The following is a 21,159-nucleotide window of genomic DNA, read 5'->3' as shown; positions in this document are numbered from 1 at the left end:
TTTAAATAGAGTGGGAGTTTTGCTGAGATGGTTTGCCCTGACGTTGGGTTATTAGCAGTAAAGCCCCCATTGCTGCTGCCGAGAGATAATAGGCAAGTTGATAGTGATATTGGTAGGCTAAGCTGGCCATTATTGGCCCAAGAGCGAGCCCAAGCCCTTGGCATAACCCGTTCATTCCCGCTAGCTTTCCTTGTTGTTGATGGCTGACCGCCTCGGTCATTAATGCCAAATTGGCCGGTAAGAACAGGCCCAATCCAATACCCAATAACCCCATTGAAGCAGCGAATAACGGCGTGCTTGAGCTAAACACGCAAGCAATCAGTGCGATGGACGAAATCAGGCTACCGATTTTTCTTACTGAACTTTGCTTATCTAAATGAAAGGTTTTGCAGCGGCTTAAGACGATTTGAGTCATTATCATCGCCAACATGCTGCTCATCATAATAGCGCCAGTAAACTTAATGGTTTGGTCTCCATTAAGAGCAAACTGATCTTGCAGTATCCAACTGGTGATAGGTTGTAAGCCGCTATAGATGGTCAAGCTGAGCGTTGTAGAAGCTAAATAGAGCGCAACAGCTCTAAGATTAAAGTGGCGGGTCGCAGTGACGGTTTGATTGTGAGTTTCTGGTAGCTTAGCGATAACCCAAAACGATGAGAGAGCCATGATTGCGCTAAGAGCGATAAAACCTTCGACGAGCCAAGATTGTCCGCTAAGCACCGCCATTAAGCCGCCAATAACGGTTCCAGCACCAAACGTTGCTCCCATTACTCCCATCGCTTGCATGCGATTGTTAGATTGAGTGATATCACTAACAGTCGCTTGGGTTGCTGGCTTTAATCCCGCACTCAACCCAGCCTGCACTGCTCTTATCGTAAACAACAGGTTGGCAAACAGTGCGGGCAGTAACGCAACGAACTCGATCAACATGGCCAACATAAATGTGGTGATGGCACTAGAAAGCAATCCGATGGTCAGTACCAGTTTTCGACCGAACTTGTCACACATCCAACCCCAAATAGGGGCTGTAATGATCAGCAAAAGTGCGGATAGACTCATGATCATGCCTACACTGATGTCCGACATGGTCATACTTCTCGCTATAGTTGGTAGACTAATCGCAAAGTAGGCGTGGCCAGCGCCATTGGCGATTAAGGCAAAAAGTAATGGTCGAGTCTGCTGCATTATTATATTTCCTTATTTGAATGCGATGTCGAGTTCCATTGGCCCAAATGGGGTGGTGATACTTTGGCTGTGCACTTGTGTAAATCCGGCTTTCATCATGTGCTGAGCAATTTCGCCACGTTGAAAAGAGACATCATTACCACGCATTGCAGGGATAAATCGACCAATAACGTGATGTCGAGGCTGAGTTCTTTGTTCGGTCAAACCTTCGTGAATGCTGACAAAACAGCCTCCGTCATTGATGGCTTGCTTAGCCTGTCTCATCAACTTCGATAGATCGTTAGCGTAATAGAGTGACATTGAAGCAAACAGCAGATCATAACCTTGGGGGAGCTGAGTATGGTTATAATCGCCGGAATGAAAAATGATTTGCCCGTTGCCGTTGAACTGAAGGGAGAGTTGTTCAACCACTTGGGGCAAATCGAAAATATGGTAATCAAGTTTGGGATTGCTATAGGTAAGAACTTGAGCTAACTCATCAGAGCCTGCCCCAATTTCTAGAAAGCTGTTTACATGTGGCCAAAAGGGTTGGTTTTGCAGCAGGGCAGCGTAGTAATCACTAGCAAAACTGCGATGGAATGAGCGCAAGTTTGCGGTCGACTGTTGCCAAAAGTTAGCATCGTCGAAATGTACTGCTTGGGTAGGTGGCTCATCACTATTTAGCATTGATAGGATTTGGGCAGCTGTCGTCATCTTGATTGCGCTAAGATGAAGCAAGGTGCACTCCATCGATTTGGGCTGGTTTGATATCAGTAGCTCTGAATATTGGGGAGCAATGAGATAGACCGTTTGTTGCTTGCTGATTACGCTTAAACTAGCCAAAGCATCCAAATACAGAGTGGTTTGGTTTAGTTGCCAATTAAACTTGCTGGCAACCTGCTTAGCGGTATGAGGCGTTGCAAGTACGTCAAACACCCCACTTCGTAAACCGGCTTCGATCAATGGCCATTCTAGGGCTCGATGCAGCATATCAAACATTTTGGTTTGGTTAGCAAAAGTCATTATTACCAATCCATTTTAATCGTTAAGCCAAAGTAACGCTCATGGCTGTCTTCAACCACGATGCCTGTTGGCGTGCTAACGGAGCGGCTGTAACGATGCTCATCAAAGGCATTGTCGACATTGAATGCGATAGACAGTTGGCTAAATTGATAGCCGATTTCTGCATCAAGGGTAAAGTAGCTTGGATGAGTCAGTGTGTTGGCAGAATCAAAATAGTATTCACTACTGCCTGAGCCGATGATTCTTGCGAACCAACCTTGCTGTGTTAAGTACTCAAGACCAAGCGAGTAAGTAAACTCAGGCGCTAATGGTAATTCGTTACCCGCTAAATCATTGGCAACAAAGCCAGACCCATTAAAGCTATGCACTATGTATTGGTCCGATTCTGTTTTCATCGACCCTAAACGAATAAAACTGTTCAAGGCCTGATTCCATTGGTAGTCGGCGGCTAACTCAAAACCGTAGCTGGTGGTCTGTGCTGCGTTAGAGATAGTTTGTATAAAACCAGGTTGTAGATCGGTGATTTGCTTGTCTTTGGTTTCAATATGGAACAGCGCACCAGATAGGCTTAGCTTGTTGTTTAATAGCAGCGCTTTATAGCCTAGCTCAAGGTTCGTGCTCTTTTCTTCATCGTAGGTGAACGAAGCGAGATTTTGCGCAGAAGCGTAATTGTAGCCAGCAGGCAGGTAACCTTGAGCTGCGGTGAAATAGAGCTGGCTTAGTGAAGACAATTGATAGCTCAAACTTGCTTTAGGCAACCAAATGGTATGGTCAAGGTCCGCCTGATAATCACTCGTAAACAGGCCATTAATTTGCTGTTTCCCGCTCTTGTTGATGTGTTCTGCACGTAAGCCTAAGGTGAGTGCCCAATTTGGTTGGAATTGCCATTCGAGTTGACCAAATCCAGCAATACCAGACTGTTCGATATGGGTGATCCTCTGGCTACGGGGCATCATCATGCTGCCGCCAATAGTGAAATCTATATCGCTATCTTGTTGGTATAAATACAGGCCTGCAAGCCAGCGTAGATCTTGGCTTTCTGGCTCATTAGTGAGTCGAAACTCTTGCGATAGCATCTCATCCTGCATGTCCATTTCGGTGGAGGGAATGGGGGCCGGAGTCAGGTCTAAGTCGGTTGAAAAGTCGCGCTTAAATAGTGTGCCGCCAGTAATTGAGGTGAAGGTTAATCCATTCCAGTCACGGTTAATACGCAGAGAATGAATATCTGAATCTCGGTTTTCAAAGCTATCGCTGTTGTAGTTGGTCGTGAAGCGTTCGGTTGCCGCTAAACCAGTGAGGTAGCGCATTTGGGCTTTACCCAGCTTTTGGCGACTAATATGACTTCTCCATTGCCATTCGGTGTTCTCTCCGATTACCCCATCAAAACCAATAGCGCCTGAGAAGTTATCTTGCTTTCCACCTTCTTCATTGCCATCGAGTAAGTTGATTTGTGGCCCTGTGGTTTGCTCTGCACGTATGGCGACAGACCCTGCCAATGTATCGGTTATTAATGTGTTGCTACCACGCAAAATGAGTACATTCGATGGCTGATAGTCGTTGGCACCATCTGTAATACCCGAGGATAGCTGCGCCGTTACGCTCGTTTGCCAAGTTGGAGATTTGCTTTGTAATTTGACGACACCGGCTTCTGAATGACGTCCATATAAATCACCTTGTGGTCCTTTGATGACCTCTACCGACTCTAGGTTAAACAGCACAGGTAGCTGAGTGCCGCCTAGCGGTAAGGCAATATCATCGAGGTAGTAACCGACCGGTTGTTGCAAGCTCGTGTCGTAGCCAGTGCTGCCACGAATAGCGACACGAGTTTGCACCGATGATTGCTCAACACGAACATTACTCGTTTGTTGTTCTAAGGTTTCTAGGCTGGCTTTCCGTTCTTCAATCTCCATGTTTTCTACACTCGCAGGAACAAGCAATGTGGGTTCTTGCCAATGACGAGCTGTCACCACATAGGTTTCATCAGCAGATTGCTCTGCTTGAGCGATGTTCGCGACTAAAAACGCACTGCTAATGGCAGTTAAAGCGAAAGGTAAGCGGGGCAAAATCATTGAGCGACTCCATGTCGACTGGTGACAAATTGCGCTCAATATTATTAATAAACGTAGTGATGAAATATCAAATGCCGCACATCGAAATATCAAATGCTGAATGGAAGTAGCATTTGGTTTAATTTATATAAGACACCTCGGTGCATTTGCTGTGTGAATGTGTTCCTTTGTTTTTGCGATCGATATAAATGAAAACAGCAAATGAGCATTTCGTTTGTATGCTGGGCTCGGAGGCTAGTATGAAGTTCGCAAAATATTGGCAAAAACAGAGAGTGTCTGTTGATAGAAAGGTATTTGGAAACGACCATATAATGGTATGGGGAGCATCGAACGAGAGTGAGCAAGCCGCGCAGCAAAGTGCCGCAAGCCGAGTCTTTAAGATGAGCGCGTTTATTCAAGGAGACTTTTCTAAAGGCGATGACTACGACTATTGGATTGATTTCGTCAAAGAAGAAATTGTTGACGAAGTTAAATCTCAAGCGGGTGAGACCATCGCGGTATTAAGCCGCAACAATTATGGTGCAACCATTTTAAATACTAGTCATCTCGTATTTGGTGATATTGACGTTTATCCTCCTAGTTTTACTGATCGTCTAATGCGAGTTTTTGGTCGGAAAATTAAAGATAAGTCGTATTATTTATCATTGATCGAGAAGTATCAAAAAGCGCATCCACATCTAGCATTTCGAGTATACGAAACTCATTCTGGCGTACGATTTATCCTTACGAATAAGCGTTATGCTCCTAATGATGACGTGATAAAACGTTTGTTTGAGGCGCTTCATGTTGATCCGCTTTATAGTCGCTTGTGCCAGCAACAAGAGTGCTATCGAGCACGAATGACACCTAAGCCTTGGCGTTTGAATATATCACGTCCAACGAGTCGTTTTCCTCGCGAGGATAAGTCTGAGCAACAAGCGTTTCAGACATGGCTTAGTCGTTATCAGTCAGCATCTTCGGGATATTCTGTAGTGAAATATATGGCTTCTTTTGGCTCAACGAGAGTTGATCAGGAGACTCAGATAATACTCGATCTTCATGACCGAAACGCCCATCAAGAAGCGGGCAATTTGGCTTAGTAAATGAAAAAAGAGAGCTGAAATCAGCTCTCTTTTTTTGCTTATCCTTTAGGTCATGCTTAACCCATGAACCAAGAGATGAAGATCAGCGCGCCAAAGTTGAAGGTTAGAACTAGAGCGATATTACCGCCGCCCGCAGTGTAAGTATTGTCTCTATTTAAATGTTCAAAGTGTGGATTTCTTACTTTAAGTACCATTGCCAGCGGGCCCCAAATCGCTAAGAACACCAATACCATTCCCGCGTAATCAAGCATGCTTACGAACTCATTGGCAAATAGTTTCGCCAACACGAGCGGTAAAACAAAGGTTAAGCCATAGCTCACCAACTTATTCTCTGTTAATGCGTCTTTGTTTTGATCAAACAGTGCCATCGACACACCAAGGAACGATGTCACCAAAGCAAGTGCAGAGAAAATGGCAATAATCGGTTTCAACATGGCAGCTTGGCCACTGAAAGCTGCGATAAGTTGAGAAATATTGTCGAACTGGCTCACTGCCTCTGTACCCAAGTTACCAATGATGGCAAATAGCCATGTAAGGTAACAAACCAGAGGAATGATCGAACCCAGCAGAATCATATTGCGAATTTGTTTGGCGCTCGCTTCATGGTTGTAAATCACCAAAGAAGGAATGACGACCATTGAGGCAAAACTCGTGAAGATCACGGCGCTGTATTGCACCACATCGCCACTGGTGAAATTACTGGCTTGGCTTAGATAATCCCATTGAACGTTGCTTAGAAGCGAAGCGATCACAACAAACAACATCACCACCATTATGATGAATAAGGCACGGTTGAGCTTATCAATGTAGCTTTTACCCGCGACGACGACAAAACCCATCACTAAGCTGAACACTGTATAGCACTGGCTTGGAGAGAGTTCTAAGCCGAGGTCGAGCAACATCTTATGCAGCAGATCACCAATACCGATGATGTAAGCGATCAACATGCACACTAGCAAGAGGTAAAACAGGAAGTTGATAAAGTGCATGCCTTTGCGGCCAAGGGTGAGGTAAGCGATGCTACTCATGCCCACATTGTCTTTAGCTTTGGTACAAGCTTCAGCTAGCAGCAGGGCTGAATAGGTCGTACCTACAAAGATCACCAGCATCAAAATAGCACTGACCATAAACCCAAACTGTGCAAGTACCATCGGGATGGCCAACATACCTGCTCCAAGAGCGGTGCCAGATAAGATTAAGGCACTGCCAAACAACTTCATATTCAAAAGAAAATACCCTTAGCGAAAATAATTTCAGATTAATCTGTAAAATTAGGTTGCCAAGACTAGCAAAAAAATTCAGTTAGAGTGCATAGGTTTTAGCTAAATTTATGAAATTTTCTAATTTGGTGGTTTATTCATCAGTTTTCCTGATGGTTGGGTAATGGCGACGAATCAGTGGCTGAATGTTTGAAGGTCAAAATTCGCCCTCATCATGCGATGGTAGCAGGAAAACTGCTTGAAAGAATAAGTGAAGAAAAGCTTGTGAAAATCACAGAGTTAATGAATGAATTGTCGAAAGAAATTGGGGAAATAACCCATGGTGAACGCTAGCTTTCATTACTGATTTGTTGAATGGGTTAGTAGTCATGTTAGTGAGCAGGTGAATAGGTTCGACACATTGTAATTCATTGATTCTAAGTTAATTTAAACCATAGCTAATACCTATTGAATTAATAAGAATATCTAGTTTTATAAAGTTCGAACTTAGGTCTAATCTTCCAGATATAAACAAGGCATGTGCCGCTTATAAAGCAATAAAAAACTCTGGAAGGAAATCGTTATGAGTAAGAAGCTCACTACTGCTGCGGGTTGTCCCGTCGCGCATAACCAAAATGTAATGACCGCAGGGCCAAGAGGCCCGCAATTGCTGCAAGATGTTTGGTTTCTTGAAAAACTAGCTCACTTTGATCGTGAAGTGATTCCTGAGCGTCGTATGCACGCCAAAGGGTCTGGTGCTTACGGCACTTTCACGGTAACTCATGATATTAGCCAATATACTCGCGCTAAAATCTTCTCTGAAATTGATAAGAAAACTGACTTGTTCGCACGTTTCACTACGGTTGCGGGTGAGCGAGGTGCAGCCGATGCAGAACGCGATATTCGCGGCTTTGCGTTGAAATTCTACACTGAAGAAGGCAACTGGGATTTGGTGGGCAATAACACGCCAGTATTCTTTTTACGTGACCCCCTAAAATTCCCAGATCTTAACCACGCGGTAAAACGTGACCCGCGCACTAACATGCGCAGCGCGACCAACAACTGGGATTTCTGGACATCGTTGCCTGAAGCCTTCCACCAAGTGACGATCGTAATGAGTGATCGTGGTATTCCTGCTTCATACCGTCACATGCATGGTTTTGGTAGCCATACCTTTAGTTTCATCAATGCAGAAAACGAACGTTTTTGGGTTAAGTTCCATTTCAAAACTCAGCAAGGCATTAAAAACCTGTCTGACCAAGAAGCAGAGCAAATGATTGGTAAAGATCGCGAAAGCCATCAACGTGACTTGTATGAAGCGATTGAGCGTCAGGATTTCCCTAAATGGAAGATGTATGTACAGATCATGCCTGAGTTAGAAGCGGATGAAGTTAACTTCAACCCGTTCGATCTAACCAAAGTATGGTCGCAAAAAGATTACCCATTAATTCCTGTTGGCGAGTTTGAGTTAAATCGTAACCCAGAAAACTTCCATGCTGAAGTTGAGCAATCTGCGTTTAACCCCGCTGCGGTCGTTCCAGGAATTAGCTTCTCTCCAGATAAAATGTTGCAGGGCCGCCTGTTTGCTTATGGCGATGCACAGCGCTACCGCTTGGGTGTGAACCATCACCAAATTCCGGTTAATGCGCCTCGTTGCCCTGTACACAGTTATCACCGCGATGGTGCTATGCGAGTGGATGGTAACTATGGTTCAACCATTGGCTATGAGCCAAACCACAAGCAAGAGTGGGCTGAGCAACCAGATTATTCTGAGCCGCCACTTCGTATCTCGGGTGATGCTGATCATTACGATCACCGTGTTGATGAAGACTACTTTAGCCAAGCGGGTGATTTGTTCCGTTTAATGAATGCTGAGCAGCGCCAGCAGTTATTCGACAATACGGCGCGTTCTATTGCGGGTGTTCCTGAATTCATTCAACAGAAACACATTGAGCACGCATACCAAGCTGATGAAGCGTATGGCTTCGGCTTAGAAAAAGCACTGGGCTTAAAATAACGTTCGATAAACGATAAAGGCGCGTAATGCGCCTTTTTGCTGGGTAGTGAACCTTCAGAGTTTTGTGTCGAACTATTCTTACTCACGCTTTATTTTCCGCTCTAGCGCACTACCTATTGAGCAAAAATGGCTTGGGTTATGTTCTCCTAGTGAGTTCAACAGCACCGAGTGATGTATTGTCTGCGTTTTGTGGAATATGCCAAGAAAACTGCGATAGAGAAAATGTAGTATGTTGTATTATATGTTTGGCTATTAAGAATTGATCTGCTGATAGCCGCTCTTGCCGTGGTGTTCTTTATGAAAAAAAACAAACACTTTGGATTTTCCCTTATTGAATTAGTAGTGGTCATTGCGATACTCGGTGTGCTCGCCATTACCGCACTACCACAGTTTCTTAACTTACAAGATGAAGCCAATGAAGCGAGTGCTGATGCGGTGTTTTCTAGCTTTCAAGATTCAGTAACCTTATACCATTCAAAATGGTTAGTTAGCGGCGAGTCTATGGTGGATGGTATCGAATATGATGATGTAATTTATCCTTCTACGCTCGGTTACCCAATCACGGGGCGGCAACGAACTCAAGATTTCGACCAATTTTATGCGGCAGACTGTAAAGACCTATGGAACAATCTTGTTAACACTAGTTTGGGTTCAGACATTGGGTTGAAGGATGGCTCTGAAATCATCGCTTGGGGTAAAAATGACGACCATTGCTACTACCACTATGTGAGAGGATATGGTGAGGGTGACTCTGTGCCTAGCCTAAAATACTTTCCTGTTGTCGGCGAATTTGAGCAGACCAGAATCAGCTATAGCGATATTTAAGCGGTTTCCCCAATTCACTGATAATCTCTGTTTTACTCGAATTGAGTGCAAGCCGTAAGTAAGGTTGTTTTAAAGGCCAATACACCAAAACGCATGATATCAAGATCAAGTAGAGCTGTCCGGCCAAGTTATTGACAAGGTGGCCTTTACTACTCCGGTTTTCTTTAATTCTTGTCATCAGGCTCTAATATCTTTTCGCTTTTTCCTTCTATTTTCCCTACTTTCTCATTTCTAGCCCCTTATACCTTAGTCTAAATTGTCGACAATTTGCTTGAAAGGTCGCTCATTAATCGCCTATTTTGTAATCAAGTTAAGAAATTGTTGACACTTTGTTCTGGAAATCATCAGGCTGAGTGGTCTTAGAGGCAAAATAGACAAGATGAACAGTGAACTCAATTTAAAGCCTAGTGATTTAAAAAACCTTGATTCCAAGGGTAATGGCGACAAAGAAAATACCAAGTCGGTGACGTTGACTGAAAGCTTAATCGAAGCGATCGTGAATGGTGATTTAGCGCAAGGCTGTAAGATCTCTGAGCCTGAGTTGGCTAAACATTACCAAGTCAGTCGTGGGCCATTGCGTGAGGCGATCATGCGTCTTGAAGGGTTGGGTTTAATTGAGCGTATCGCCCATGTAGGGGCTCGTGTCATTACCTTAACCCCAGAAAAACTGGTCGAGTTATATGCTGTGCGTGAAGCGCTCGAAGGGATGGCCGCACGCCTAGCTGCAAGGCATATACAGCAAGATGAAATTCTAGCGTTAGAACTATTGCTTACCCAGCATTCCAATCATATCGAACAAGTCGAAGGTGCTTCTTACTTTCAGCAGCAAGGAGACTTTGACTTTCATTACCGCATCATCAAAGCCAGCCGTAATCAAAAGCTTATCGGCTTATTGTGCGATGAGCTGTATCACTTGCTGCGTATGTATCGTTACCAATCGCCGCGTGCACAATCTCGCCCGAAAGAGGCGCTGGCGGAACATCAATTTATTCTTCAAGCGATTCGTAATCGTGATGAAGAACTCGCTGAAATGCTAATGCGACGCCACATCTCAGGCAGTCGTAAGCTGATTGAACAACAAATATAAGGAAGTAGCCATGAGTCAGTCTCCGGGGGCGAAGTTTCGACTCGCAGTAGAAACCAATCAACCATTACAAATTGTCGGTACGGTGAACCCGTACTGCGCCATGATGGCAAAAAACGTTGGCCATCAAGCGATTTATCTATCAGGTGGCGGTATTGCTAATGCGTCATATGGGTTACCCGACCTAGGCATTACCACCCTTAATGATGTGCTCGCGGATGTCGACCGAATCAATAATGCCTGCGATCTACCGTTATTGGTGGATATTGATACGGGTTTTGGCGGCGCATTTAATATTGCTCGCACCATTAAATCGATAGAAAAAGCGGGTGCAGGTGCTGTGCATATTGAAGACCAAGTGGCACAGAAGCGCTGTGGTCATAGGCCCAACAAAGCCATTGTTAGCCAACAAGAAATGGCAGACCGAGTAAAAGCTGCGGTCGATGCCAGAGTGGATCATGACTTTGTGATCATGGCTCGCACAGATGCCCTAGCAGTAGAGGGGATGGATAGTGCCATCGAGCGTGCTATTGCTTGTGTTGAAGCGGGCGCGGATATGATTTTCCCTGAGGCGATGAATCAACTAGACCAATACACTCAGTTCTCTAATGCTTTGCAGTCTGCAACGGGTAAGCATGTGCCGATTTTGGCCAACATTACCGAGTTTGGCCAAACTCCACTGTATGGCTGCGAGCTGTTAGCCCAATCGAATGTGGATATGGTTCTTTACCCACTGAGTGCTTTCAGGGCGATGAACAAAGCCGCTGAGATGGTCTACCAGCATCTGCTAACTGAGGGGAATCAAGAGGCGTTACTTGACTCCATGCAAACTCGCGCTGAGTTGTATGCCCATCTTAATTACCACCAATATGAAGACAAGCTCGACCAGCTGTTTTCAAAATAATTAGGTAAGACATTAATTAACACCAAATCCAATAAACGTGAAACCGTCTGAGTGCGATTACTGAGTTAAACAGAAATGCTCCAAAGAGAGCCCGCACCAGACAGAAAAGGAGTTCAACATGCCTTCTAAAGTACTAGACGGCGCAGGCCTTCGCGGCCAAAGCGCTGGTAGCACTGCGCTATGCACTGTCGGAAAATCAGGAACCGGTCTAACTTATCGAGGTTATGACATTACTGATTTAGCCAATAACGCTCAATTTGAAGAGGTCGCACATTTGTTGCTGCGTGGTCATCTTCCTAATCAACAAGAGCTTGATAATTACAAGACTTATTTGCTTAGCCTTCGAGGTTTACCCTCGCAGCTTAAGCAGGCGTTAGAGCTGATTCCTGCTGATGCGCACCCGATGGATGTAATGCGCACAGGTTGTTCTGTATTAGGTAATTTAGAACAAGAAACCGAGTTCTCCCAACAACTGGTCGCCACTGAGCGCATGTTGGCACTCTTCCCTGCCATTATTTGCTATTGGTATCGCTATAGCCATGACGGTGTAAGAGTGGATACGGAAGATCAAAGCCAAGATTGTATTGGTGGTTATTTCCTTAAGTTACTCACGGATAAATCTCCTAGTGAGCTGCACAAACAGGTCATGCATTGTTCACTGATTCTCTACGCAGAACATGAGTTTAATGCTTCCACTTTTGCTGCCCGTGTCTGTGCCTCGACTTTATCGGACATTCACTCTTGCATTACCGCTGCCATTGGCACTTTGCGTGGTCCTTTACATGGCGGCGCAAATGAAGCTGCGATGGAAATGATTCAAGATTGGCAAACGCCAGATGAAGCGGAGCAAAACATTCTGCGAATGTTGGCTAACAAAGACAAAATCATGGGTTTTGGTCATGCGATTTACCGAGAAAGCGACCCACGCAATGCGCTGATCAAACGTTGGTCAAAAGCGCTGTCTCAAGCGGTGGGTGACACGCATTTATACGCAGTGTCTGAGCGGGTTGAATCGGTGATGAAGCGTGAGAAAGACTTGTTCTGTAATGCGGATTTTTTCCACGCATCGGCTTATCACTTTATGGGCATTCCAACCCCATTATTTACCCCAATTTTTGTCATGAGCCGTTTAACTGGCTGGGCTGCTCACGTGTATGAGCAACGAGCGAATAATCGAATTATTCGCCCAAGTGCCGATTACACCGGCCCAGAACATCAAGAGTGGTTGCCTATCGAGCAACGTCAATAACTCTCGATTCAAAACGGCGAAAGCCACCGCTTGTCGGTGGCGATAATAACAAATTGGAAGCAAAGCCATGAGCATGAACACTCTTTACAGAAAAGCGCTGCCGGGCACTCATTTAGATTATTTCGATGTGCGCCAAGCGGTTGAGGATATTGCGCCTAACTCATATCAAACTCTTCCTTACACTTCACGAGTATTGGCTGAGCAATTGGTTCGTCGCTGCGAGCCAGAAAAATTGCAAGCCAGTTTGAGGCAGCTTATAGAGCGCAAGCGTGATCTGGATTTTCCTTGGTATCCGGCTCGGGTGGTGTGCCATGACATTCTCGGCCAAACTGCATTGGTTGACTTAGCTGGCCTACGTGATGCGATAGCAGAACAAGGGGGAGATCCCGCCAAAGTTAATCCGGTGGTTGAAACTCAGCTGATCGTCGACCATTCCCTAGCGGTTGAACACGGGGGCTGTGATGCGAAAGCTTTTGAAAAGAATCGCGCTATAGAAGATCGCCGCAATGAGGATAGATTTCACTTTATCGAGTGGTGTAAAACCGCATTTGAGAACGTGAGTGTGATTCCGGCGGGTAACGGCATCATGCATCAAATTAACCTTGAGAAGATGTCTCCGGTTGTACAAGCCAAAGATGGTGTAGCGTATCCCGACACCTGTGTTGGCACAGACAGTCATACCCCGCATGTTGATGCCCTGGGTGTTATCGCAATCGGTGTGGGTGGCTTAGAAGCTGAAACTGTGATGCTTGGTCGCCCGTCAATGATGCGTCTGCCTGATATTGTCGGGGTAAAACTCACAGGTCAGCGCCAAGCGGGTATCACCGCTACTGATATCGTATTGGCGATTACCGAGTTTCTGCGCAATCAAAAAGTCGTCTCCTGTTATCTAGAATTCTTTGGTGAAGGAGCAAGTGATCTCACCATTGGTGACCGTGCAACCATCTCAAATATGACGCCAGAATATGGCGCCACCGCTGGCATGTTTTACATCGATCAGCAAACCCTCAACTATTTGAAGTTAACAGGGAGAGACGATGAACAGGTGCAGTTGGTGGAAACTTACGCCAAACAAGTAGGCTTATGGGCGGATGATTTAAACACTGCCCAATATGAGCGAGTGCTTGAATTTGATTTATCAGCGGTAACACGGAATCTTGCGGGGCCATCGAATCCACATCGTCGTTTACCCACTTCTGAGCTCACGCAGCGAGGTATTGCGGGCGAATGGCAACAAGATCTACCCGATGATCAATTGCCAGATGGAGCTGTGATTATTGCTGCGATTACCTCCTGCACTAACACCAGTAATCCTCGAAATGTTGTTGCAGCAGGGTTAGTGGCGAAAAAGGCCAATCAACTTGGCTTAGTGCGTAAACCTTGGGTGAAGTCTTCGTTTGCACCGGGATCGAAAGTCGCCAAGCTTTACCTGCAAGAATCTGGCTTGTTGAAAGAGTTAGAACAGCTTGGTTTTGGCATCGTCGCGTATGCCTGTACAACGTGTAATGGAATGAGCGGCGCATTAGACCCAGCCATTCAGCAGCAGATCATTGACCGTGACTTGTATTCGACCGCAGTGCTTTCCGGTAACCGAAACTTTGATGGCCGAATTCACCCCTATGCTAAGCAAGCGTTTTTAGCTTCACCGCCATTAGTGGTTGCTTATGCGCTAGCGGGGACAATTCGATTTGATATAGAGCGTGATGCACTCGGGATGAATGCTCAAGGAGAGCCCATTTACCTAAGTGATTTGTGGCCGAGCGATGAAGAAATTGATGCCGTGGTCGAGCAAAGCGTTAAGCCTGAGCAGTTTAAGCAAGTCTATATTCAGATGTTCAAATTGGATGATGCAGAGCGAAGTGAAAGCCCGCTGTACGATTGGCGTGAAATGAGTACTTACATACGCCGCCCACCTTATTGGCAGGGAGCACTCGCAGGAGAAAGAACCCTATCGGCTATGCGTCCGTTAGCCATTTTGGGTGACAACATCACCACCGACCACTTATCACCTTCTAATGCGATCTTGCCAAGCAGCGCGGCGGGTGAGTACTTAGCAAAAATGGGATTACCTGAACAAGACTTTAACTCCTATGCCACCCATAGGGGGGACCATTTGACTGCTCAACGAGCGACCTTTGCCAATCCAAAATTGTTTAATGAAATGGTCAAGCAACAAGGGGAAGTTGTGCAGGGGTCGTTGGCCCGTGTAGAGCCAGAAGGGAAAGTGACTCGCATGTGGGAGGCGATTGAAACCTACATGAATCGTCAGCAACCGCTCATCGTTGTGGCAGGCGCTGATTATGGTCAAGGTTCGTCTCGTGATTGGGCGGCAAAAGGGGTGCGACTTGCGGGAGTAGAGGCCATTGTGGCCGAAGGCTTTGAACGTATTCACCGCACCAATCTGGTTGGAATGGGCGTATTACCATTGCAGTTCAAAGCGGGGACAGACCGTCATACCTTGCAGCTAGATGGCACCGAGTTGTATGACGTAGTGGGTCACATCACTCCAGAGGCTGATTTGGCTTTGGTGATCACTCGCGCAAATGGCGAAAAGCTCGATGTCCCAGTGACTTGCCGTCTAGATACAGAAGACGAAGTTAGCGTTTATCAAGCAGGCGGCGTATTACAGCGTTTCGCCCAAGATTTCTTAGCGGCTTAGGGTGGTGTTATGGAAAAACTAATTAAGCAGTCACAACAATCTCAGCTGAGAATTCCTGCTACCTATATGCGTGGTGGAACCAGCAAAGGGGTATTTTTCCGGCTGCAAGATTTGCCAGCACCAGCCCAAGTGGCAGGGGAAGCGCGAGATAAGCTGTTGATGCGGATAATTGGCAGCCCTGATGCGTATCAGAAACAGATTGATGGGATGGGCGGGGCAACGTCGAGCACCAGCAAAACCGTAATCGTGTCGAAGAGTAGTCAGCCAAATCATGATGTGGACTATCTGTTTGGACAGGTCGCCATCGATAAGCCATTTGTTGATTGGAGCGGTAACTGTGGAAACTTGTCCGCTGCGGTTGGGCCATTCGCCGTGCATGCTGGTCTGGTTGATCCTAAGCGCGTGCCAGAAAACGGAATTGCGCAAGTGCGTATTTGGCAGGCCAATATTGAAAAGACCATAGTCGTGCACGTTCCCATGGTCGATGGGGAAGTACAGGAAATGGGGGACTTTGAGTTAGATGGGGTGACCTTTCCGGCCGCTGAAGTACCAGTTGATTTTGTCCGCCCAGCAGCTGAAGGCAGCCTTTTCCCGACAGGCAATCTAGTGGATGAACTTGATGTGCCTGATGTAGGAAGGTTTCCGGCCACATTAATCAATGCTGGCATCCCAACTATCTTTATTGAAGCGCAGGCTCAAGGTTATCAAGGCACTGAACTACAGTCAGAAATTAATTCTGATGCTGCTGCGTTAGATCGCTTTGAAATGATAAGAGCACATGGCGCATTAAAAATGGGTTTGATAGAAGATTTAGAGCAAGCCAAGACTCGTCAGCACACACCGAAAATCGCTTTTGTCTCTGCGCCCAAAAGCTATCTAAGTTCGAGTGGGAAAGAGGTTGAACGAGAGCAAGTGGACTTACTGGTTCGCGCGCTTTCGATGGGGCAACTGCATCATGCCATGATGGGGACGGCTGCTGTGGCAATAGCCTCTGCCGCCGCAATTCCCGGTACGCTAGTCAATTTAGTGGCGGGAGGTGGTGAACGAGAAACCGTTACTTTTGGTCATCCATCCGGAACGCTCAAAGTTGGCGCACAAGCGTCGTGTTCGCAAGATCAGCAATGGCAAATTGAAAAAGTGACCATGAGCCGTAGCGCCCGCATATTGATGGAGGGCGTAGTGCGTGTTCCCTCCGACCTATTTTAATAACGATAAAGCGAAGCTGTATTAAAACCAAGTTAGAGCAGTATCGAGACATACTGGAGGAAGCACTATGTCTGAGTATCAGAAGGAATATCTTTGGGCCAAAAACGAGCCTGAGCAGTTTTGGCGACAACAATCTGAGCAAATCGATTGGTTTAAAGCGCCCAATACCATTTTAGCCACGGACGAAAACGGCATTGAGCGTTGGTTTCCCGATGGGTTGCTCAATACTTCATGGTTGGCGTTGGACTACCACTGCGAGCAGGGACGAGGTGACAACATTGCCTTGATTTATGATTCTCCAGCAACGGGAGCAAAGAAAACTTTTAGCTATCAACAACTGCGTGATCAAGTGGCGAAGATTGCTGGAATGTTGGCTAAGCAAGGTGTGACAAAAGGCGATCGCGTGGTGATTTACATGCCGATGATTCCAGAAGCGGCCATGGCCATGCTTGCTTGTGCTCGTCTGGGGGCTATCCATTCGGTGGTGTTTGGTGGCTTTGCGCCCAACGAATTAGCCGTGCGAATTGAAGATGCAGAGCCTAAGGTGATCATGACGGCCTCTTGCGGGATTGAAATCAACAAAGTATTGCCATACAAACCTATGGTCGACCAAGCAATTATGGATAGCCGCTGGAAACCGGAAACCGTGTTCGTATTGCAAAGGCCACAAGTAATCGCAGATCTAAACCAAGACCGTGATATTGATTGGCAACAAGCCTATCAAGATGCGCTACCTCATGCTTGTGTCCCGGTACTCGCCACTGATCCGCTTTATATTTTGTATACCTCAGGCACGACGGGTAAGCCAAAAGGCGTGGTACGAGATAATGGTGGTCATGCTGTTGCGATGAAATATTCGATGAGCACGATTTACAACATGCCGCAAGATGGCGTGTTTTGGGCGGCATCCGATGTGGGCTGGGTAGTTGGCCACTCTTATATTGTCTATGCCCCGTTGATTCATGGCTGCACGACGATTTTGTATGAAGGAAAGCCAGTGCGTACACCTGATCCGGGCGCATTTTGGCGAGTGTGCGAAGAGTACCGAGTCGATGCGCTGTTCTCTGCTCCAACGGCATTTCGAGCGATCAAAAAAGAAGATCCTCAAGGGGATTATTTAAACCAATACGATCTTAGCCAATTAAAGACGATTTTTATGGCCGGAGAGCGGCTCGACCCGCCAACACTGGACTGGGTAGAATCGAAAACCGATAAACCTGTGGTCGATCATTGGTGGCAAACGGAGACTGGCTGGGCGATTGCGGGCAACCCGACGGGGCTTGAAATGATGCCAGTAAAAGCTGGCTCTGCCACCAAACCTATTCCTGGCTATCAAGTAGAAATCCTCAATGAGCTAGGCGAATCAGCGCAGGCCAATCAGCAAGGTTATATCGCCTTGAAACGCCCATTACCTCCAAGTTGTTTACCCACCGTATGGCGCAACCATGACCGCTTTGAATCAGGTTATTTAAGTCAATTTCCGGGTTACTACGTGTCAGGTGATGGGGGGTATCTCGATCAAGATGGTTATTTGTTTATTATGGGGCGAATTGACGATGTGATTAACGTTGCTGGGCATAGGTTATCCACCGGAGAGATGGAAGAAATCGTTGGTGCGCATCCTGCGATTGCTGAGTGTGCGGTTGTCGGTATTCATGATGATTTGAAAGGTCAATTGCCATTAGGCTTTGTGGTACTAAAAGACGGGATAAGTATTGATTCGCTGCAATTAGAGGGCGAATTGGTCTCTAAAGTGCGAGATTCTATTGGCGCAGTTGCCTGCTTTAAACATGCTTTGGTGGTGGAGCGATTACCGAAAACACGCTCCGGTAAGATATTGCGTCGCACGATTCGTCAAATCGCAGATGGAGAGTCTTACACCGTTCCATCAACCATCGATGACCCATCCAGCATCAGCGAGATTGAGCGCGTATTACAAAGTTAGCTGATGATCAAAGATGTCACGGTTTGAAAGGAGCAGTAAAATGCTCCTTTTTTCATTGAATCAATAGTTTATAATCGTAGCTCATTATCAGGTCGATGATGATTTGTAACCAAGGAAGAAATATGAAGCCGCATCACCAGCAATTTTTAGAACAGTACCTGTCACAGTTAACTGCCGAACAGCGCAGTCAAATCCCGCAAACCATCGCCGAGTATTTTTGTGCTGATGAATACAATGCAAATCAATGTGCCAAGCTGATCGATCAGGGTATAAAGACGGCTTCGTGCAGTTTAAAGCAAGGTTATGAGATAGAAGATGAGCCATTGCCACAAGTCGGCCGATTAACCGTGGTTTTGGATTGGCAAGAAAATCCTGTGTGCATCGTTAAGTTGACTCAGGTGGATGTTTGCCCGTTCGATCAAGTTACGCCAGAGTTTGCGTATGCTGAGGGGGAAGGCGATCGTAGTTATCAATGGTGGCACGATGCCCATGTGAAGTTCTTTACTCAATATGCTCAACAAATTGGCGCAGAGTTCAATACATCTTCTGATCTAGTGTTAGAGCGGTTCGAGAAGGTTTACCCAGTCTAATCGTTCGTGAGTAGTTGAAAATACTAATAGTTTTATAAACTACGCTCGGTATGACTAGCGTAAATTCGATAGACTGAATGTCTGGATACCAATCAGCATTCGAACATTGAAAGGAATCGCTATGTCAAAGTTAGAGCTAGATATATATGTTGTCGACGCATTTACCGATCAGCAGTTTAAGGGCAATTCAGCGGCAGTTGTACCGGTAACGCAATGGCCTAGCGTGGAGCTGATGCAATCCATCGCCGCAGAAAATAACCTGTCTGAAACGGCTTTTATTGTTCCTGTTAATCAAAAGCTTGGTTACACAAGCTCTTCCAATCAATATCAAATTCGTTGGTTTTCTCCTCTGACTGAAATTGATTTTTGTGGTCATGCTACGTTGGCCGCATCGTTTGTGCTGTTTAACCAGCTTGGTGTTACTGGCGAAATCGAATATTTGACTCAAGAAGTCGGCAACCTTTTTGTGCAGCAAAAGCAAAATGGCCGAATTGAAATGAGCTTCCCAAATCAAAAGCCAGATGAGATTGATGATACACCGAGTGCATTGTTAGATGGGCTATCTCGCTTACCAGTAAAAGTGCTACGCAATCGACAAGCCTATGTGGCGGTGGTGGCCAGCGAGCAAGATGTGTTCGAAGTCGAGTACGATTCAGACCAGCTTAAACAGCTTGCGCCGTATGATGTGGTAGTGACAGCGAAGGGGAGTGAGTACGATTTTGTCTCACGCTACTTTTGGCCTGCTAATGGAGGTGATGAAGATCCGGTGACTGGTTCTATTCACACTGGACTCGCGCCTTACTGGGCAGAGCAACTTGGTAAACAGAATTTGGTGGCTTTACAAGCATCTAAGCGTAGCGGAGTACTGCACTGCCAACTTGTGGATGATCGTGTATTGGTGTCAGGTACGGGCGTGTTGTACCTCAAAGGCACGATATACGTTTAGGAGCAAGCGTTAAAATATAAAACCAGAGCAAGCTGGTTTTATATTAGTTAGAGCTTAAAACGGTATGTCGTCATCAAAGATAATATCAATAGTTACGTATTCGCTTTTCCATTCTCTAGGAGTCATAACTTTTAATTTATTGTCTTGTTCATCAAAAACATCTTTATGTACTCTTAGAACTTTGATTCCGTCGTCTGGGAACACTGCGGAGTAGTAATCTTTTTTGTAGCCAAGTTCGTCCTTGCCTAGGCTTCTAAATCCAGATGCGTAAAGTATCTCATATAGTTCATTTGTTGATTCGAAAAATACTCTGAAGGGAATCTTAGCTTTGCTTTTTATATCAGAGAAAATAGGGTGGTTGTTGAGCAATATGTTTGAGACAGCCGTTTCACCATTATTTTTCTCACCAATTAAGTATTCTACTAACTGATTTAGAGTTTCAGATGTTTCGGATAGCTTTTGGATTAGATCCAACTCTTTTTTCTTAGATTCATCACTTAAAAGCCTTTGAAATAGTCCCGCCCATTGTTCTTTTAGGAAGTTAGTGATGTCTTGTGCACCATGGAAGTTATGGATGGTATTGTTCTTTGGCAGGTCATATACTTCTTCTAGGAATTCATATACTTTTACATCATCCACTGCTGCATATCTAACACCAGATACGCCTTTGTTTACTTCAAAAGTTCGATACTCGGTAGCAACAGCATGATCAACGAATATATAAACTTGTTTTCCTGTGTCTAAAGCTTTTTTTAGCTCTTTGTTGGATACCGAGTATTCACTTTCATGTGATTGAGAGCCGTATCTACCACCAATTATTGATACTAGGATGTCGCATTGGTCGATTTCTTTGTAGCAGTATTCTTCCAGTTTTTCTTGGCTTCCATATGAAATATGGCCTTTTTCATTTAGAACAGCATCGTAACCCTGTTCAACTATGAATCTTTCTAAATCAGTTCTAACTTGTTTTAAATCGTAGTAGGTAGAGCTTACGAATATTCTTGGTTTAGCCATTTTTTACCTGTTTAACTTATATGCAAATCAACACACTTTCTCATTTCCGTACACCGTTTTATCACGCTGTATCGAAGTTGGGAATTGAGATTAGGGCTAAAATGAAATACTCATCACATTCGATGGATAATCACTAAAATTCCTCTAGTGCTGTTTTGTCTCCCGCTACTGCTAGTTTCTCCATT

17 protein-coding genes are annotated in these 21,159 nt (G+C 45.5%); 12 read left to right on the top strand and 5 right to left on the bottom strand.

Features of this window, described 5'->3' with window-relative positions:
• Position 1: 1 nt before the first annotated feature.
• The 3 genes from MU515_RS12550 to MU515_RS12540 are packed head-to-tail and all read right to left on the bottom strand — an operon-like array spanning position 2 to position 4,254.
• On the bottom strand, positions 2-1,183 hold the full coding sequence (locus MU515_RS12550; RefSeq protein ID WP_260260767.1) for an MFS transporter: 1,182 nt from the start codon (positions 1,181-1,183) through the stop codon (positions 2-4).
• Between the two features lie 12 nt (positions 1,184-1,195).
• Positions 1,196-2,185 (bottom strand): methyltransferase, encoded by a 990-nt coding sequence (locus MU515_RS12545; protein ID WP_260260766.1) that lies wholly within the window; start codon positions 2,183-2,185, stop codon positions 1,196-1,198.
• Positions 2,186-2,187: 2 nt separating this feature from the next.
• Positions 2,188-4,254, bottom strand: coding sequence for a TonB-dependent receptor (locus MU515_RS12540; RefSeq protein ID WP_260260765.1), 2,067 nt, complete (start codon positions 4,252-4,254; stop codon positions 2,188-2,190).
• 239 nt (positions 4,255-4,493) lie between these two features.
• Between MU515_RS12540 and MU515_RS12535 the strand changes: the two genes are divergently transcribed.
• Entirely contained in the window at positions 4,494-5,333 is an 840-nt protein-coding gene (locus MU515_RS12535) for a hypothetical protein (protein WP_260260764.1), read from the top strand.
• A 59-nt stretch (positions 5,334-5,392) separates the two neighbouring features.
• Here the strand turns inward: MU515_RS12535 and MU515_RS12530 are convergent, their stop codons facing one another.
• Positions 5,393-6,556 carry an amino acid permease gene (locus tag MU515_RS12530; RefSeq protein WP_260260799.1) on the bottom strand — a complete coding sequence of 388 codons (1,164 nt, stop codon included), beginning with the start codon at positions 6,554-6,556 and terminating at the stop codon, positions 5,393-5,395.
• A 177-nt stretch (positions 6,557-6,733) separates the two neighbouring features.
• On the opposite strand from MU515_RS12530, the gene MU515_RS12525 reads away from it, so the two are divergent.
• The 11 genes from MU515_RS12525 to MU515_RS12475 all read left to right on the top strand — a co-directional run bounded on the left by MU515_RS12525 (position 6,734) and on the right by MU515_RS12475 (position 19,960).
• Entirely contained in the window at positions 6,734-6,889 is a 156-nt protein-coding gene (locus tag MU515_RS12525; RefSeq protein ID WP_260260763.1) for a hypothetical protein, read from the top strand.
• A 229-nt stretch (positions 6,890-7,118) separates the two neighbouring features.
• Entirely contained in the window at positions 7,119-8,552 is a 1,434-nt protein-coding gene (katE2, locus tag MU515_RS12520) for a catalase KatE2 (RefSeq protein WP_260260762.1), read from the top strand.
• Positions 8,553-8,849: 297 nt separating this feature from the next.
• Complete coding sequence (locus MU515_RS12515; protein ID WP_279257261.1) at positions 8,850-9,377, top strand: type II secretion system protein; 528 nt, start codon at positions 8,850-8,852, stop codon at positions 9,375-9,377.
• Positions 9,378-9,756: 379 nt separating this feature from the next.
• Complete coding sequence (locus MU515_RS12510) at positions 9,757-10,464, top strand: GntR family transcriptional regulator (protein WP_260260761.1); 708 nt, start codon at positions 9,757-9,759, stop codon at positions 10,462-10,464.
• Between the two features lie 10 nt (positions 10,465-10,474).
• Positions 10,475-11,365, top strand: a complete 891-nt coding sequence (gene prpB / locus MU515_RS12505) for a methylisocitrate lyase (protein ID WP_260260760.1) — start codon at positions 10,475-10,477, stop codon at positions 11,363-11,365.
• A gap of 118 nt (positions 11,366-11,483) precedes the next feature.
• Positions 11,484-12,614: a bifunctional 2-methylcitrate synthase/citrate synthase gene (prpC, locus tag MU515_RS12500; protein ID WP_260260759.1), complete on the top strand. Its 1,131-nt coding sequence runs from the start codon at positions 11,484-11,486 to the stop codon at positions 12,612-12,614.
• Between the two features lie 67 nt (positions 12,615-12,681).
• Complete coding sequence (gene acnD / locus MU515_RS12495; protein ID WP_260260758.1) at positions 12,682-15,273, top strand: Fe/S-dependent 2-methylisocitrate dehydratase AcnD; 2,592 nt, start codon at positions 12,682-12,684, stop codon at positions 15,271-15,273.
• Positions 15,274-15,282: 9 nt separating this feature from the next.
• The gene (gene prpF / locus MU515_RS12490) at positions 15,283-16,479 is read left to right on the top strand and encodes a 2-methylaconitate cis-trans isomerase PrpF (protein WP_260260757.1); all 1,197 of its coding nucleotides are present in this window, start codon (positions 15,283-15,285) and stop codon (positions 16,477-16,479) included.
• A gap of 67 nt (positions 16,480-16,546) precedes the next feature.
• Positions 16,547-18,424: a propionyl-CoA synthetase gene (locus MU515_RS12485; protein ID WP_260260756.1), complete on the top strand. Its 1,878-nt coding sequence runs from the start codon at positions 16,547-16,549 to the stop codon at positions 18,422-18,424.
• A gap of 122 nt (positions 18,425-18,546) precedes the next feature.
• Entirely contained in the window at positions 18,547-19,014 is a 468-nt protein-coding gene (locus tag MU515_RS12480) for an ASCH domain-containing protein (RefSeq protein ID WP_260260755.1), read from the top strand.
• A gap of 121 nt (positions 19,015-19,135) precedes the next feature.
• Positions 19,136-19,960 (top strand): PhzF family phenazine biosynthesis protein, encoded by an 825-nt coding sequence (locus MU515_RS12475; protein WP_260260754.1) that lies wholly within the window; start codon positions 19,136-19,138, stop codon positions 19,958-19,960.
• Positions 19,961-20,014: 54 nt separating this feature from the next.
• Here MU515_RS12475 and MU515_RS12470 read toward each other — a convergent pair whose 3' ends face one another.
• Complete coding sequence (locus MU515_RS12470) at positions 20,015-20,974, bottom strand: DUF4062 domain-containing protein (protein ID WP_260260753.1); 960 nt, start codon at positions 20,972-20,974, stop codon at positions 20,015-20,017.
• Between the last annotated feature and the right edge of the window lie 185 nt (positions 20,975-21,159).

The organism is Vibrio intestinalis (assembly GCF_025195085.2).
In the GTDB taxonomy this organism is placed as follows: Bacteria; Pseudomonadota; Gammaproteobacteria; order Enterobacterales; family Vibrionaceae; genus Vibrio; species Vibrio intestinalis.
The sequence above is the reverse complement of the archived record's forward strand: the minus strand, read 5'-3'. Positions and strand labels throughout refer to the sequence as shown.

What these genes read in the sequence shown, in the direction of transcription:
- MU515_RS12540 (WP_260260765.1), bottom strand. Translation starts at nt 4,254, where the DNA reads ATGATTTTGCCCCGCTTACCTTTCGCTTTAACTGCCATTAGCAGTGCG.
- MU515_RS12475 (WP_260260754.1), top strand. Translation starts at nt 19,136, where the DNA reads ATGTCAAAGTTAGAGCTAGATATATATGTTGTCGACGCATTTACCGAT.
- prpF (WP_260260757.1), top strand. Translation starts at nt 15,283, where the DNA reads ATGGAAAAACTAATTAAGCAGTCACAACAATCTCAGCTGAGAATTCCT.
- acnD (WP_260260758.1), top strand. Translation starts at nt 12,682, where the DNA reads ATGAGCATGAACACTCTTTACAGAAAAGCGCTGCCGGGCACTCATTTA.
- MU515_RS12535 (WP_260260764.1), top strand. Translation starts at nt 4,494, where the DNA reads ATGAAGTTCGCAAAATATTGGCAAAAACAGAGAGTGTCTGTTGATAGA.
- MU515_RS12480 (WP_260260755.1), top strand. Translation starts at nt 18,547, where the DNA reads ATGAAGCCGCATCACCAGCAATTTTTAGAACAGTACCTGTCACAGTTA.
- MU515_RS12510 (WP_260260761.1), top strand. Translation starts at nt 9,757, where the DNA reads ATGAACAGTGAACTCAATTTAAAGCCTAGTGATTTAAAAAACCTTGAT.
- prpB (WP_260260760.1), top strand. Translation starts at nt 10,475, where the DNA reads ATGAGTCAGTCTCCGGGGGCGAAGTTTCGACTCGCAGTAGAAACCAAT.
- MU515_RS12470 (WP_260260753.1), bottom strand. Translation starts at nt 20,974, where the DNA reads ATGGCTAAACCAAGAATATTCGTAAGCTCTACCTACTACGATTTAAAA.
- prpC (WP_260260759.1), top strand. Translation starts at nt 11,484, where the DNA reads ATGCCTTCTAAAGTACTAGACGGCGCAGGCCTTCGCGGCCAAAGCGCT.
- MU515_RS12550 (WP_260260767.1), bottom strand. Translation starts at nt 1,183, where the DNA reads ATGCAGCAGACTCGACCATTACTTTTTGCCTTAATCGCCAATGGCGCT.
- MU515_RS12485 (WP_260260756.1), top strand. Translation starts at nt 16,547, where the DNA reads ATGTCTGAGTATCAGAAGGAATATCTTTGGGCCAAAAACGAGCCTGAG.
- MU515_RS12530 (WP_260260799.1), bottom strand. Translation starts at nt 6,556, where the DNA reads ATGAAGTTGTTTGGCAGTGCCTTAATCTTATCTGGCACCGCTCTTGGA.
- MU515_RS12515 (WP_279257261.1), top strand. Translation starts at nt 8,850, where the DNA reads ATGAAAAAAAACAAACACTTTGGATTTTCCCTTATTGAATTAGTAGTG.
- katE2 (WP_260260762.1), top strand. Translation starts at nt 7,119, where the DNA reads ATGAGTAAGAAGCTCACTACTGCTGCGGGTTGTCCCGTCGCGCATAAC.
- MU515_RS12545 (WP_260260766.1), bottom strand. Translation starts at nt 2,185, where the DNA reads ATGACTTTTGCTAACCAAACCAAAATGTTTGATATGCTGCATCGAGCC.